Source organism: Lentzea miocenica, from assembly GCF_033949945.1.
Lineage (GTDB): Bacteria > Actinomycetota > Actinomycetes > Mycobacteriales > Pseudonocardiaceae > Lentzea > Lentzea miocenica.
Genome location: NZ_JAXAVW010000025.1, coordinates 134,142 through 148,120, shown reverse-complemented (window position 1 = coordinate 148,120; position 13,979 = coordinate 134,142). Strand labels below are relative to the sequence as shown.

At 69.9% G+C, this 13,979-nt stretch carries 16 protein-coding genes; 3 read left to right on the top strand and 13 right to left on the bottom strand.

The window, feature by feature from the left end; genetic code table 11:
* Positions 1–449: 449 nt before the first annotated feature.
* Positions 450–749, top strand: a complete 300-nt coding sequence (locus tag SK803_RS28960) for a hypothetical protein (protein WP_319969289.1) — start codon at positions 450–452, stop codon at positions 747–749.
* A gap of 4 nt (positions 750–753) precedes the next feature.
* Here the strand turns inward: SK803_RS28960 and SK803_RS28955 are convergent, their stop codons facing one another.
* Entirely contained in the window at positions 754–1,056 is a 303-nt protein-coding gene (locus SK803_RS28955) for an HPF/RaiA family ribosome-associated protein (RefSeq protein WP_319969288.1), read from the bottom strand.
* A 261-nt stretch (positions 1,057–1,317) separates the two neighbouring features.
* Between SK803_RS28955 and SK803_RS28950 the strand changes: the two genes are divergently transcribed.
* Positions 1,318–1,869, top strand: a complete 552-nt coding sequence (locus SK803_RS28950; RefSeq protein ID WP_319969287.1) for a DoxX family membrane protein — start codon at positions 1,318–1,320, stop codon at positions 1,867–1,869.
* A 63-nt stretch (positions 1,870–1,932) separates the two neighbouring features.
* On the opposite strand, the gene SK803_RS28945 is transcribed toward SK803_RS28950, so the two are convergent.
* From SK803_RS28945 to SK803_RS28890, 12 genes are all read right to left on the bottom strand, one after another.
* Positions 1,933–2,886, bottom strand: coding sequence for a universal stress protein (locus tag SK803_RS28945; RefSeq protein WP_319969286.1), 954 nt, complete (start codon positions 2,884–2,886; stop codon positions 1,933–1,935).
* Positions 2,850–3,443, bottom strand: coding sequence for an Rv1733c family protein (locus SK803_RS28940; RefSeq protein WP_319969285.1), 594 nt, complete (start codon positions 3,441–3,443; stop codon positions 2,850–2,852). Before SK803_RS28940 ends, SK803_RS28945 begins: the two co-directional genes overlap by 37 nt.
* Positions 3,444–3,561: 118 nt before the next feature.
* Positions 3,562–4,353, bottom strand: a complete 792-nt coding sequence (ppk2, locus tag SK803_RS28935) for a polyphosphate kinase 2 (protein WP_319969284.1) — start codon at positions 4,351–4,353, stop codon at positions 3,562–3,564.
* Complete coding sequence (locus SK803_RS28930; RefSeq protein ID WP_319969283.1) at positions 4,353–6,878, bottom strand: cation-translocating P-type ATPase; 2,526 nt, start codon at positions 6,876–6,878, stop codon at positions 4,353–4,355. The genes ppk2 and SK803_RS28930 overlap by 1 nt, the downstream gene beginning before the upstream one ends.
* Positions 6,859–7,263 (bottom strand): CBS domain-containing protein, encoded by a 405-nt coding sequence (locus SK803_RS28925; RefSeq protein WP_319969282.1) that lies wholly within the window; start codon positions 7,261–7,263, stop codon positions 6,859–6,861. Before SK803_RS28925 ends, SK803_RS28930 begins: the two co-directional genes overlap by 20 nt.
* Positions 7,260–7,709: a universal stress protein gene (locus SK803_RS28920; protein ID WP_319969281.1), complete on the bottom strand. Its 450-nt coding sequence runs from the start codon at positions 7,707–7,709 to the stop codon at positions 7,260–7,262. The genes SK803_RS28925 and SK803_RS28920 overlap by 4 nt, the downstream gene beginning before the upstream one ends.
* 25 nt (positions 7,710–7,734) lie before the next feature.
* Positions 7,735–10,311: a bifunctional acetate--CoA ligase family protein/GNAT family N-acetyltransferase gene (locus SK803_RS28915; RefSeq protein ID WP_319969280.1), complete on the bottom strand. Its 2,577-nt coding sequence runs from the start codon at positions 10,309–10,311 to the stop codon at positions 7,735–7,737.
* Positions 10,308–10,811, bottom strand: a complete 504-nt coding sequence (locus SK803_RS28910) for a universal stress protein (protein ID WP_319969279.1) — start codon at positions 10,809–10,811, stop codon at positions 10,308–10,310. Before SK803_RS28910 ends, SK803_RS28915 begins: the two co-directional genes overlap by 4 nt.
* Before the next feature lie 77 nt (positions 10,812–10,888).
* Entirely contained in the window at positions 10,889–11,218 is a 330-nt protein-coding gene (locus SK803_RS28905) for a DUF4010 domain-containing protein (protein ID WP_319969278.1), read from the bottom strand.
* 216 nt (positions 11,219–11,434) lie between these two features.
* Positions 11,435–12,310: a universal stress protein gene (locus tag SK803_RS28900; protein ID WP_319969277.1), complete on the bottom strand. Its 876-nt coding sequence runs from the start codon at positions 12,308–12,310 to the stop codon at positions 11,435–11,437.
* Positions 12,307–12,873 (bottom strand): CBS domain-containing protein, encoded by a 567-nt coding sequence (locus SK803_RS28895; RefSeq protein WP_319969276.1) that lies wholly within the window; start codon positions 12,871–12,873, stop codon positions 12,307–12,309. Before SK803_RS28895 ends, SK803_RS28900 begins: the two co-directional genes overlap by 4 nt.
* A gap of 26 nt (positions 12,874–12,899) precedes the next feature.
* Positions 12,900–13,592, bottom strand: coding sequence for a hypothetical protein (locus tag SK803_RS28890; protein WP_319969275.1), 693 nt, complete (start codon positions 13,590–13,592; stop codon positions 12,900–12,902).
* 44 nt (positions 13,593–13,636) lie between these two features.
* Between SK803_RS28890 and SK803_RS28885 the strand changes: the two genes are divergently transcribed.
* A complete protein-coding gene (locus SK803_RS28885; protein WP_319969274.1) occupies positions 13,637–13,942 on the top strand; it encodes an SHOCT domain-containing protein in 306 nt (101 codons plus the stop codon).
* The last annotated feature ends 37 nt before the right edge of the window (positions 13,943–13,979 follow it).

Here is a 13,979-nt window from a genome sequence, read left to right as displayed (position 1 = left end):
GCCGGAGTTCGCCGAGAAGCTCGTGGAGTTCGGCATCAGCTCGATCTCGGTCAACCCGGACGCGGTGCCTGCCGCCAGGGCGGCGATCGGATCGGCCGAACGGCGGTTGTTGTTGCGACAGGCACGTTAGCGCCAGAACCGAAATGCACCGCCGCATGGGGGCCAGAAGGCCCTGTTGCGCGGAGAAACCCTTGAGGAGGCTGGAGAACGGCGGCGGCGCGCGGATGCAGATTGTCACGATCGAACCGAACCGCGTCGCCGCCCCTTCGCTGTCGTCCAATCCGGAGGCGTCCCGTCGCCGCTGAGCACAAGGGCTCTGTCCGCGCTCGAGCAGCGCAACGATGGTGTTGGTATGACTGAGATCCTCGTCGCCTACGCGACCAAGATGGGCGCTACCAGGGACATCGCGGACGCGATCGCTGTACGCGGGCAGGTGGCGGCGGGAAGCCGTGAAGCTGCTGACCCGCAACGAGAAGCTCCTGCACACCCGGCCGTTGTGGCTCTTCCACAGCGGTCCGCTCGGCACTGATCTCACGCCGCGGCGAGCGCCGCGCAAGGTGCGTGAGATCGCCGCACGCATCGGTGCGGAGGAACCCGTCGCCTTCGGCGGCAGACTCACGCCGGAGACCGCGACCGGCTTCATCGCCAAGAAGATGGCGACGGGCCCGATGGCAGGCGACTTCCGGGACTGGGACGAGATCGACCGCTGGGCGTACGCGATCGCCCAGCGGCTGGTCGCGGCGCGCTGACTCCTCAGTTGTGCATCTTCAGCAGCTGGCGGTGCAGGTGGTCCCGGACGGCGTCGACCGCCTCGGTGACGGTCTTCGCCTCCGCCTGTGCCACCACGTGGGTGCCGTTGACGTCGAGGTTCGCATGCACCTCGACGGTGCGCGGGCCGGGGTTCGCGATGCGGACGTGTGCGTAGTTCGTCGGTTCGGGTGCGAACCTGGCGAGCGGAGCGATTCGGTCGTGCGCGTACTGCTTGGCATCCGGCGAGGTCTGATCACCGGCATCGACCACGACGTTGGCGATCTCCTGCTGTCCTGCGTGCTTCATCAGTTCTCCCTCAGCCTGTGCGGCACGTGCGCGAACGGCGAGACGTCCAGCAGCCACTGGTCCAGTCCCGAACAGGTCCTCGCCGTGCGGTCGCAGTGCCGCCTGCACACCGTAGCCCGAAGCGACCACTCCGAGCAGCGCGAACATCGCCGAAAGCACCGCGCCGGTCAGCACGTCCCGGCTGGGTCGGGACCAAGGGCCGCGTTCGCGGGCGATGTTCCTGACGAGACTCCGACCAAAAGAACTTCCTGGGAGGTAAAGATGTCCGCTGTTCACGCTCCTGCCCGCACCCGGACCGAAACGGGTGCCGTGCCTCTCGCGGTGTTGCGCATCGTGACCGGGCTGCTGTTCCTCTGGGCGTTCGTCGACAAGGCGTTCGGTCTCGGCTATGCCACCCAGCCCAAGAACGCGTGGTTCTCGGGAGGCTCGCCCACGAAGGGATTTCTCAGCCGGGTCGCCGTCGGACCGTTCGAGTCGTTGTTCCACGACATCGCCGGAGCCTGGTGGGCCGACGTGCTGTTCATGGCCGGTCTGCTCGCGGTCGGCGTGGCGCTGGTGCTCGGCATCGGCATGCGGATCGCGGCCGTCAGCGGCGCGGTGATGATGGCGCTCATGTGGGCCGCGGAATGGCCGCCGGCGCGGCACACCTCGACCGGCGAGGCGACGATGTCGACCAACCCGCTCATCGACTACCACGTCGTGTACGCCCTGGTGCTGATCGTCCTCGCGGCCACCGCGTCCGGCGTCACGTGGGGCCTGGCGCGCTGGTGGAACGACCTGCCGATCGTCAGGGCGAACCCTTGGCTGCGCTGAAGAACAAGAGAAGTGAGCAAGGGCGCCGCCGACGCGGCGCCCTTTCGCTTGGTCCACGGGGAGTCAGACGACGCGGCGCGTGTGCCCGACCTGCTCGGTCAGCCCAGGCCGCACGAGGAGAACCGGGCACGGTGCGAACTGCATCACGGCGTGGCTCGTCGCACCCAGCTCCATGCCACTGGGCCGGCCTCCTCCGTGCAACCCGACGACGAGCAGCGAAGCGCACGCACCGAACTCCACGAGTCGTGCCGCTGGAGATCCGTGCAGCACGTACTGCTCGACGAGAACGTCAGGATGGCGGTGCGCACAGGCGGCGAGCCGTTGCGCCACTCGTGACTCGCGGACAGCGCCGAGCTCGGACCAGCGGATCCCGACCGACGCGGCGAAGTCCTCGTCCCCGAACGGCGGGGTCCAGGCGTGCACCGCCACCAGCGAGGTGCCGCGAGCGGCAGCCTCCTCGAACGCGCGGTCCACGACCAGCCAGTTCTCCGGAGCACCGTCCACGCCGGCGATCACAGGTGCGTCCGGGGTGCACTCCTCGCCTCTGACGATGACTACCGGGCATCTCGAGCTGGACGACAGTGCGATGGCGACGGAGCCGAGAGGCAGACCGGTGAAGCCACCGAGACCGCGGGAGCCGACCACCAGGACCGCCGCCGTCTCCGACTCCTGCTCCAGCAACCAGGCCTCCGCGGTCACCTCGACGCGCGTCTCGAAGTCGAGAGCAGGAGCGATCTTCTTCACGGCCGCGGCGGCGTCGTGCATCCACGCCATGGCCTCGTCGTGCAGTGCCCTGCGGGCCGTGCCGGAAGCGTCCGGGACGCCCGCGGGCAGTGGCAGTTCCGCGTGGACGAGGCGTAGTTCCGCGCCTCGCCGAACCGCCTCCTCAGCCGCCCAGCGGACCGCGCGCAACGAGGACTCGGATCCGTCCACACCGGCCACGACGACGTTCGAATGTCCAACAGGAACGGTGACCCGTCTCAACGCCCGGTCCAGTCCGGCGCGGTCAGCTCCCATTCGAGCTGCCACCAGCGCAGACGAACCCTCATGCACGCGAGCCTCACCAGTCCGGACAACAGCGCCGTCGAGCCCGCGATCAGTCCCCACAGCAGCAGTGCGCTGAAGATCGCGTTGAACGCGGCGCCCTGGTTCGTCATGGGAGGCTCAGCCGGCTCACCGCTGAGATCGACCCAGATTCGCAGGGTCGTGCCGGTCTCGGCGCCGTAGGGCGCTCGAACGACGCCCTTCCGCTCAAGGCCGTCAGGCGTGCGCCAGGCCGCGATGGCGTCGGTCGTCTCGACCAGGGCTTCGCTGCTGTCCGCACCGTCCATCGAGGGCGCGTCCTCCACGAGCACTGCGTTCACCTGCGTCCGGCTCCCCTGCTCGACCTCGACGCGTGACTCGTGCGTCGCGTAGATCTCCGAGCCGACCGCTGCGGCCACTGGGACGGCGAGCAACGCCACCACGACCGCCAGTGCGAGCACCGCACCCTCGATCCGGTCGCCGAACGTGGCGAGCGGGTTGCGTCCGGGGAAAGCCCTGCGGACCAGTCGGGCCATCGTGTTCGCGGACATGGTCCACCTCCACCGTCAAGACTTCCGGGTGGAGGCGGTGGACCCCAGGGACCTTGGTCTCGTCACCGATGAGTCCCTGGTCTCGCCGGACTGAGCCCAAGTGCTTCTTCTCGGATGTTCACGCCAGTTTGGCGGCGTGATCCGGCACCTCTCGCTGCAGAGCGCGGGCCGTGCGCTGGTAGCCGCTGGACGGTGGCCGCGCGGGCATCTTGATCTTCGGCGCGGTGACCTCGTGGTAGTCGATCGTGCTGAGCAGGTGGGCGATCATGTTGATCCGCGCCCGTCGCTTGTCGTCGCCTTCGACCGCGTACCAGGGTGATTCTTCGATGTCGGTGTGCACCATCATCTCGTCCTTGGCGCGCGAGTAGTCCTCCCAGCGCGTCAACGACTCGAGATCCATCGGCGAGAGCTTCCAGCGCTTCAACGGGTCGTCGAGCCGCTTGCGGAAGCGGCGCTCCTGCTCGGCGTCGCTGACCGAGAACCAGTACTTGCGCAGCAGGACACCGTCCTCAACGAGCATCCGTTCGAACTGGGGGCACTGCCGGAGGAACAACCTGTGCTCCTCCGGCGTGCAGTAGCCCATCACGCGTTCGACGCCCGCGCGGTTGTACCAGCTGCGGTCCAGCAGCACGATCTCGCCCGCGGCCGGCAGATGTGCCACGTAGCGCTGGAAGTACCACTGGGTGCGTTCACGTTCGCTGGGTGCGGGCAACGCGACGATCCGGGCGACGCGCGGGTTGAGGTGCTCGGTGATCCGTTTGATCGCCGAGCCCTTGCCCGCCGCGTCCCTGCCCTCGAACGCCACCACGAGCCGGGCGCCGGCGGCCTTCACCCACTCCTGCAGCTTCACCAGCTCGGTCTGCAACCGCAACAGCTCCTGCTCGTACACCTCGCGTCCCAGCTTGGCCATCAACTGCCTTTCCCGTGACGCTGCCGCCACTTCTCCAGCTCCACGACGACGTACGCCGCCGCACTCAGCATGAAGACCACCAGCCACGGCTGCCACCCGAGCGGTGCGGTGTGGAAGAGGTCGTTCATGAACGGCACGTAGGTGAGCAGCAGCTGCAATCCGACGGTCAGCGCGACTCCTACCCACAGCCACCGGTTCGGTCCGGTGCTCGGCCGCCACTTCTCCAGCGAGCGGCAGTTGACCAGGTAGGCGATCTGGGCGCCGACGAAGACGTTGACCGCCACCGTCCGCGCGACCTCCAGCGTGGCGCCGGAAGCGAGCTGCCAGCGGAACGCGCCGAACGAGCACGCGAGCAGGATCGCCGACACGAACACGATCCGGCCGACGAGCCGCCGGGTCAGCAACGGGAGTGATGGCGGCAGCGGCGGACGGCTCATCACGTCCGCCTCGCGCGGTTCGAACGCCAGCGTCAGTCCCAACGCGACCGCGGTGGTCATGTTGATCCACAGGATCTGCACCGGCAGGATCGGCAGTGCCGCGCCGAGCAGGATCGCCGTCAGGATCACCAGGCCCTCTGCCATGTTGGTGGGCAACGTCCAGATGATGAACTTGCGCAGGTTGTCGAAGACCGCGCGGCCTTCCTCGACGGCGGCGCGGATCGAGGCGAAGTTGTCGTCGGTCAGCACCATGTCCGCGGCCTGCTTGGCGACCTCGGTGCCGCCCTTGCCCATGGCCACGCCGATGTCCGCGCGCCGCAACGCAGGCGCGTCGTTCACGCCGTCGCCGGTCATCGCGACGACCTCGCCACCGGCCTGGATCTCCTTGACCAGCCGCAGTTTCTCCTCGGGTGCGACGCGGGCGTGGACGTCGGTGATGCCGAACTCCGCCGCGATGGCACGGGCGGTGGCCGGGTGGTCTCCGGTGATCATCTTGACCTCGATGCCCGCGGCCTGGCAGGCACGCACGGCTTCGATCGCCTCTGGCCGGGCCGGGTCGTGCATCGCGACCAGGCCGAGCAGAACCACGTTGCCCCGCAAGCCTTCCTCGGACAGCTCCACGCCTGCCGCGCGGCCGATGGCCAGCACCCGCAGACCGGCGGCGGACAGTTCCTCGGCTTCGGGATGGTGGTCGAGCCCCGCGAGGGCGAGGATCCGTTCGACCGCGCCCTTGACGTAGACGACGTCGTTGGCGTGCCGGGTCGCCATGAACATCCGTTCCGAGCTGAACGGCAGCACGTCCACCCGTTCCGGCACGTCGGTGTGGTCCAGGCCTGCTTTCCGCGCCGCCACGACGAGCGCGGCCTCGGTCGGATCGCCGACGGGGAGCCAGCGTCCGCCATCTTCGACGATCCGCGCGTCGTTGCACGCAAGACCCGCGAGCAGGCACTCACGCAACGGAGGGGTGACTTCAGGCGTGACAGCGCCGGTGGGCTCGTAGCCAATGCCAGACAGCTCATGACGCGTGCTTCCCACCACGACCGCGTTGACCGTCATCGCGTTGGCGGTCAGCGTTCCCGTCTTGTCCGTGCAGATGACCGTGGTGCTGCCCAACGTCTCGACGGCGGGCAACCTGCGGATGATCGCGTTGCGCTTCGCCATCCGCGCCACGCCGATGGCCAGCGTCACGGTGACCGCGGCGGGCAAGCCTTCCGGGATCGCGCCGACGGCGAGTGCGACAGCCGCGGTGACCATCTCCGCGAGCGGTTCGCCGCGCAGCACTCCGACCACGACGCTGAACGCCGCGAGCGCGAGGATCACCACGGTCAGGATCTGGCTGAAGCGCGCGAGTTTGCGGGTCAACGGTGTCTGCACGGTGGTGGTCGTGCTGACCAGCCGGTGCACGCGGCCGATCTCGGTGTCCGCGGCGGTCGCGACCACGACACCGCGCCCGCCGCCGGCGGTCACGAGCGTGCCGGAGTAGGCCATGTTGGTGCGGTCGGCCAGCGCGGTGTCCGAGGGCAACTCCACCGGGCTTTTCGCCACCGGCAGGGACTCCCCGGTCAACGCCGACTCGTCGACGCGCAGCTCCTTCGTGGTGACGAGCCGGAGATCCGCGCCGACCTGGTCGCCCGCCTCCAGCACGACCAGGTCACCTGGCACGAGTTCCGCGGACGGGACCCGTGCGGTGAGGCCGTCGCGCACGACCGTCACCTCGGTGCGCACCATCGCCGTCAGGGCGTCCAATGCGCGTTCGGCACGCGCCTCCTGGATGAACCCGATGACGGCGTTGACCACGACGACGCCGAACACCACGGACGCGTCCACGATCTCGCCCAGCGCGGCGGTGATGCCCGCGGCCACCAGCAGCACGTAGATGAGCGGGTGGTGCAGCTGTCCGAGCAGCCGCACCACCCAGCTCTGCCCGCGCTGGGCGGGCAGCTCGTTCGGCCCGAGGGCGGCCAGACGGTCCCGCCACTGGACCGTGGACAGGCCGGCGGCCTCGTCCGTCTCCGCGATCAGGACGACCTCGGCCACCGGCAGTCCGTGGTGGGCGACGTCCTCGCGGTCAGCTGTGGACAGCGGCACGGCCTGCCTCCACGTGCAGGTGGTTGTTCCGGGTGATCGCCTGGAGGATCGAGAGCCTGGTGACCATGCCGACAACCTGCCCGTCGTCGAGCACGGGCGCGCACAACACCTCATAGCGAGTCATCGCGTCGAAGACGGTCTCCACCGGCGTGTCCCGCGCGGCCACGAGCACCGGCTGCGACATCACCTGCCGCACGAAAGGTGATTGCACACCTTCCTTGCCTCGCATCACGTCCACTCTCGTCACCACGCCCCGGAACCCGCGCTGGTCGACGACGGGCAGCATCGTCAGGCCGAAGTCGTCCATCAGGCCGCCGGCGTGGCGGGCGAAGTCACGCGGTCCGACCGTGACGAGCGGCCGGACCATCGCGTCGGCGGCCTTCATCGCGCGGTCCCCGCGAGCTCGCGGTCGTTCACCGGGATGACGACGATGGGTGCGTGCGCGTGCCGCACGACGTGCATGCTCGTCGAGCCCAGCACGAGCTGGCGGATCCGGTGCCCGGTGTGCGAGGCGACGACCAGCATCGCGGCGCCCTCCGAGGCCTTCTCGAGCGTCTCGGCCGCGTCGCCGCGCAGGCTCTTGCGGACGATCTCGGGCAGGTCCTGGCGCTGTTCCGACGCCTTCCGCACCGTCTTCTCGATCAGGGCCTCCGACTCGGCCAGCACGCGTTGTTCGGTGGTCTCGGTCCAGTCGGCGAGCGCCTCGAAGGTCCAGGCGTGGACGACGTGCAACGGACATCCCCGCACGACCGCCTCGTCCAGTGCCCACTCCAGCGCTCGGTCCGACGCGGGCGTTCCGTCGATGCCCACCACGATCGGCTTGGTGCTCATGGCTTTTCTCCTCTGGTTCGCGTTGTCAGCTGGTGCGCAGGCGGCGCAGGAACGGGTCGGCGTGCCGGGCCGGTGCGACGCGCACTCGCGCGTCGACGACGACGCATCCCGTGTCCGTCAGCACCAGGGGGTTGATGTCGAGCTCGACGACCTCGGGCAGTGCGCCGGCCAGTTCGGCGACGCGGAGCAGTACTTCCCGTACCGCTTCCTGGTCGGTGCCGGCGAGCAGGTGGCCCGCGGCGCGGAAACCGTGCAGCAGGTCGTCGGCGTCCGTTGTGGACAGTGGCGCGAGAGCCGCGGCGCGATCGTCGAACAGATCGGTGTCCACGCCGCCGAGGCCCGTGACCACGAGCGGTCCGAACTTCTCGTCCGTGACAACACCGACCAACAGCTCTCGACCACCTGAGGCCATCGGCTGCACGAACACGCCCCGCAACCGGTCGCCGAAGCGTTCCTGGAACGCGCGGAAGGCTTCCGCCACACCGCCCGCGTCGGTGACTCCGAGTTCCACGCCGCCTCCCTTGCTCTTGTGCAGCAGGTCGTCGGCCACCGCTTTGAGTGCGACCGGGGCGTCGTAGGCCAGTTGCGCCGCCACCGCGTGCTCCGCGGTCGTCGCGAGCGTTCCGCCCAGCACCGGGAGGCCGAACGTGTTCAGCAGCGCCATCACGTCGTCCGGAGGCAGCCAGCCCTGCCGGTCGGTCACGATCGCCTTCGCGGCGTCGAAGTCGATCCGGTTCAGCCGGGCGAACTCCCTCGGGCGAGCCAGCCAGTCCGCCCGTTCGACCAGCCGCGCCAGTGCCGCGGCGGCGCGGGCGGGTTCGGCGTAGCAGGGCACGTCACCTGCGAGCCGCTCGGTTTGGCCAGTCCGCACGGCCAGCACCGGTTTGCCGTCGACGTTGTGCACGCCACCGGTGGGGTCACCGAGTGCGGTAGGCACCGTCACGGTGATCACCGAGTCGACCGCCGGGTCCGCGCCGATGATGTCCAGGCAGCGGGCGAAGATCTCCTCGTCGACGACCGCGGTGGTGTCGACCGGGTTCTGCGGGCTGGCCGTCTGCGGGACCAGCTGCGCCAACGCCTTGCGGGTCTCGTCGCCGAGTACCGCCATGCGCAGGCCTTGACGCACGCAGGCGTCCGCGGCCAGCACGCCGAGTCCGCCGGCGTTGCTCAGCACCGCGACCGACCGTCCACTCGGGAGCGGCTGCCAGCTCAGGGCCATCACGGCGTCGGTCAGCTCCGGCACGCTGTCGACCGCGATCACGCCCGCCTGCCGGAACAGCGCGTCCCTGGTGACCGACGGTGTCGCGGTCGCGGCGGTGTGCGAGGCGGCGGCGCGCTGGCCGGCTTCGCTGGTGGCGGCGCGGATGGCGAGCACCGGTTTGGTCGCGGCGACGCGGCGGGCGATGCGGGCGAACTTGCGCGGGTTGCCGAAGGACTCGAGGTACAGCGCGATGATCCGGGTGTCCTGGTCGTGCTCCCACCACATCAGCAGGTCGTTGCTGCTGATGTCGAGCTTGTCGCCGGTGGAGACGAGGTTCGACAGCCCGAGACCGAGCCGGCGCAGCTCCTCCTGCACGCCGATCGCGATGCCGCCGGACTGAGTGATCAGCCCGATGTGGCCCGCGAGCGTGCTGTGTGCGGCGAACGTGGCGTTCATCCGCACACCCGACGAGCTGGTCGACACACCGAGGCAGTTCGGCCCGACGAGCCGCATGCCGTGTGCACGAACCGCGTTCAGCAGTTCTTCGGCGTCGACGCCGGACGAGATGACGACCAGTGCCCGCACGCCCCGGCGGCCGCATTCCTCTGCGACGGCGGGAACTGCCTGCGCCGGCACGCACAGCACCGCCAGCTCGGGCGCCTCCGGCAGTGCGTTCACCGAGGCGTGGCAGTCGACGCCCGCCACGGACTTCGCGTGCGGGTTGACCGCGTACAGGTCGCCGGTGAAGCCGCCCTCGACGAGGTTCTGCAGCACCACGTGGCCCACCGAGCCGGGCGAGCGGCCGGCACCGATCACGGCGATCGAGGTGGGACGCAACACGTGCGTCAGGCTCGCGACGTCGGCACGCGACTCCCGTTCGCTCATCACGTCGAGGTAGTGGTCGCCGGGCTCGAGGACGAGCTCGACGTAGATGACCTCGCCATCGGGCACGATCGAGGTGACGAGACCCATGCTGGTGAACACGCGCAGCATCCGGCCGTTGATGGTGAGCACGTCGGCGGTGAACCGCCGCACCCCGCGGCTGCGCGCCAGCGATGCCAGGTGCTCCAGCAGCAGCGTGCCGACGCCGTGAGCCTGCTCGGCGTGCGACACGACCAGCGCGACCTCCGCGAAGTCCGTCTCGCGCACCACCACGTAGCTCGCCGCCCCCAGCAGCCGGTCGTCGCGGAACGCACCGAGCACCACGTGGTGCGGGGCGTCCGGCGAGACCATCCGCTCGACGAAGTCCTCCAGCTGTCGTGGCGACGTGCTGAAGAACCTCAGGTACTGGTCCTCGATCGGCAGTCCGCGGTGCAGTGCGAGCAGTGCCGAGACGTCGTCCGGTCCCAGTTCGCGCACCGTGACGACCGAGCCGTCCGTCAGCAACGCCGCCGCGTTCACAGCAGCGGTCCAGGCGTGAGCGGTGCAGCCGCAGCAACGAGCGTGTGCTCTTTCTTGATTTTCGGCTCGCGGATCACGACGACCGGGCACGACGTGTGGTGCACGCAGTACGAGCTGACCGAGCCGAGGATGACCTCGACCACCGTGTTGTGCCCACGACTGCCGACCACCAGCAGCTCCGCGTCCTCCGACGCCTTGGTGAGCGCGTCCCTGGGGTCGCCCTCGACCAGGATCCGGCGGATCTCCACGCCCTCGAACCCGTGCGCCGCACCGTCGAGGACTTTCTGCGCCGTGTCCTTCATCGCCTGCGGCGACATCGCCATCAGCACCTCGGCGGGCACCGGGCCGATCATCCCGCCGTAGTCCGGGTGCCACGCCGTGATCACGTCGACCGGACACCCGCGCCGCCGAGCATCCTCAACGGCCCACCGCAACGCCGCCAGCGAGGCGGGTGATCCATCAACTCCGACCACCACGGGCCGGGACTCGTTCTCACTCATGTACTTCAGCCTCGCGGTCCGCGCCGCGGCCGGTGAGTGCCCGCGGTCCCGCGCCGTTCGGGACCTTCGGCCCCGGCCTACCAGGCCATGCCCAGCCCGACCGCGACGATCACGGGCGCGAGCCACGCGGCGAGCCTCAGCGCGAACCGCGGTCCGCCGGCCACCGTGGCCAGCACGAGTTTCACCACCGTGTTCGTGGCCAGCGCCGCGCCGCACGCCAGCACCGCGATGTGCACCGAAATCGCCTGTGGCGCAAGCGAAGCGGCCGCGATCGCCGCGGCGTGCGCGTCAGCCAGCCCTCCCAGTGCGCCTGCGGCCACCACTCCCCCGCCGCCGAGCCACTCGGCCGCCGCGCGGGTGATCACGAGGAACAGCACCACACCACCGCTCCCGCCCGGGAACTTCACGACACCATGCAGCAGGTGCGCGCTGGACGTCGTCCTGGGTGACGCGGCGGACCACCTGACCGACGCCTCGAAGCAAGCCGCGCTGCTGGTGATCGGCACGCGGGGCGCGGAGCCGTCCGCGAATTCCTTCGCACGGCGTCGCCGCGAACTGCCTGCGCCGCGCCGAGTGCCCGGTCGTGGTCATTCCGCCGACCACGACCGGCTGAAGTACGCCGTCTAGTCGGGTCGCACGATCGCCAACGGGCACGGCGCGTTGTAGACGAGCGCCTGACTCGTCGAGCCGAGCAACATTCCGGCGAACCCGCCGTGCCCGTGGCTACCCACCACCACGAGCTGAGCCTCAGCCCCGTACCGCATCAACGCCCGTACGGGCCGATCGCGCACGACCACCGGATGCACCTGCACGTCCGGGTACTTCTCCTGCCACCCGGCGAGGCGCTGCGCCAGCAGCCTGCGTTCGTCGGCCTCGACCTGACCCCAGTCGATGGTGAACCGCGACGCGCTGTACGCGCTCTCCACCATGAAGTCGGTCCAGCACATCACGACGGTGAGCTGCGCATCGCGCATCGACGCCGTCTCGAACGCGAACGCCAGAGCGGCCTCACTCGTCGGAGAACCGTCGACGCCGACGACAACAGGCCCATCGGGCACGGATGTGCCGCGCACCACGACGACGGGGCTCTTGCCGTGTGCCGCCAGCGCGAGGGCGGTGGAGCCGACGATCATGCCGGTCACGGTGCCGAGGCCCTGCGAGCCGACCACGACGAGCCGTGCGGACTTCGACTCCTCGATCAGCAGCGTGGTGGAGCCGCAGCACGCCATCTCGGTTGTCACCTCGACGTCGGGCGCCGCCGCCTGCGCGGCCGCGGTGGCCTCGTCCAGCTTGTCGCGGCCCAGTTGCTCGATGGCCTGGCGGATCTCGTTGCCGGTGAGGATGATCTCGGGGTAGCCGCGAGTCGGCAGCACGTAGGCGTGCACGAGCCGCAGCGGCACCTTGTGCCGGGCGCACTCCTGCGCGGCCCAGGTCACGGCGAGCAGGGCCGAGGCGGAGCCGTCGACGCCGGCCACGATCGGGGCGGATGGGGCTTTCATCGTTGTCCTCCAGTCAGAACGCGGGTCCGGAGCACTCCCGGCACCGCGTCGGCGAGTGCGACGAGGACCCGTTCGGTTTCCTCGTCGGTGGTGACGGCGCCGATCACGGCCTCGCCCTCGTGGACCGTGACCGTCCACTTGCGACCGCCGCCGTACATGTCCAGGACACGCTGGACTTCCGCGGCCACCGTCGTGTCGGCCCTGGCGAGCACCCGGACCAGATCGCGGCGGGTGACGACGCCGATCACGGTCGAGCCGTCGACGATCGGAACGCACCGCCGGCGGTCGTCGATCATGACGCGAGCCAGCATCTCGGCGGGTGCGGCGGCGTCCATCGCCACGGCGGGAGTGGTCATCACGTCGGCGACGACGGTGCCGGTGTCTTCGAGGTACTTGCCGCGCACCAGGTCGGCCTCGGTGATGATGCCGACGAGGCGCTTGTCGTCGTCGACGACGGGAAGCGCGGTGAACCCGTGCGAGACCATCAACGCGGCCGCGCCCTTGAGCGGTACGGCCGGTGTCACGGTGATCACCGGGCTGGTCATGATGTCGCGAGCACGCATGGCGGAACTCCCTTCCGACCTCAACGCTAGGAATCGGAACGACCCGCGAACGCTGTCGTTGGTCCCGTGCCGACCGGGCCCTTGGCACCGACGATCGCCAGCGCCTGCGGGAAGCCGGCGAGCTCGTGCCGTTCGATCAGACCCGCCCGCCACTGCTGCCGGTGCACCAGGTGCACCACCGGTCGCACCGCCACTCCGGCGCTGCGGCCGGCCAGCACCGCGGCTTGCAGGGCCGCCCCGCCCCGGACGTGGTCCGGGCGCCGGTCACCGGTGGTGATCACGACGAGCTCGTGGCCGGTCAGTGCACGCAGCTCCGTGCCCGCCCAGTGGTTCGCCCGCCCGAACGCGTGGGCGTCACCAGCACTGGACGCGTCAGCGAGGCGGATCGCACGGTGCAGGTCGAGGTCCTGCGGATCCGGTGGCTCGCGGCGGTCCGCACGGACGACGGCGAGCAGGTCGGGGCTGGCCTGGTCGGTCGGGAACACGACGTGCGGATGCCAACCGGCCTGCCGGACGGCCAGCACGACGTGTTCCAGGGCGGCGCCGCACGAGAGCAGCCGATCGAGGCCGAGCGGGTCGTGCTCGGACCGCTGCCCTGTCTCGAAGAGGTAGACCGAACGGCCGTGCAGCTCCAGCGCCCACGGGCGGTCCGCGCTGTACACGGGCGCTTTGCCGGCCGCGTCGACGATTTCCGCGGACTCCGCTGGGTTCCATCGCATGCCTCGACGATTCCGCCGCGGCACACCGCGCGGACAGAGCAGACGTGCTCACCGGGATCGGGCACTTGGACTCTCCGCGCGGCCGGGTCGACGGGGAGAACCTGGACACGACGATGGAGGCGATGACGATGACCTGGTACTACGGCACCCCGATGGGATGGGGCGGATTCTCGATGATGGCGCTGACCATGCTGGTGTTCTGGGGCGGGCTGGTCGCGTTGGTGGTCGTGCTGCTGCGCCGATCCCCGCACACCGGCTCGGAGGCCCGCATACTGAGGGAACGGCTGGCCCGGGGCGACATCGACACCGAGGAGTTCGACCGGATCCGGAGGAGCCTCGATTCCCGGTGACAGGGTCTTTGGTCCCTGTGTACCGCCGGTCGGCTGA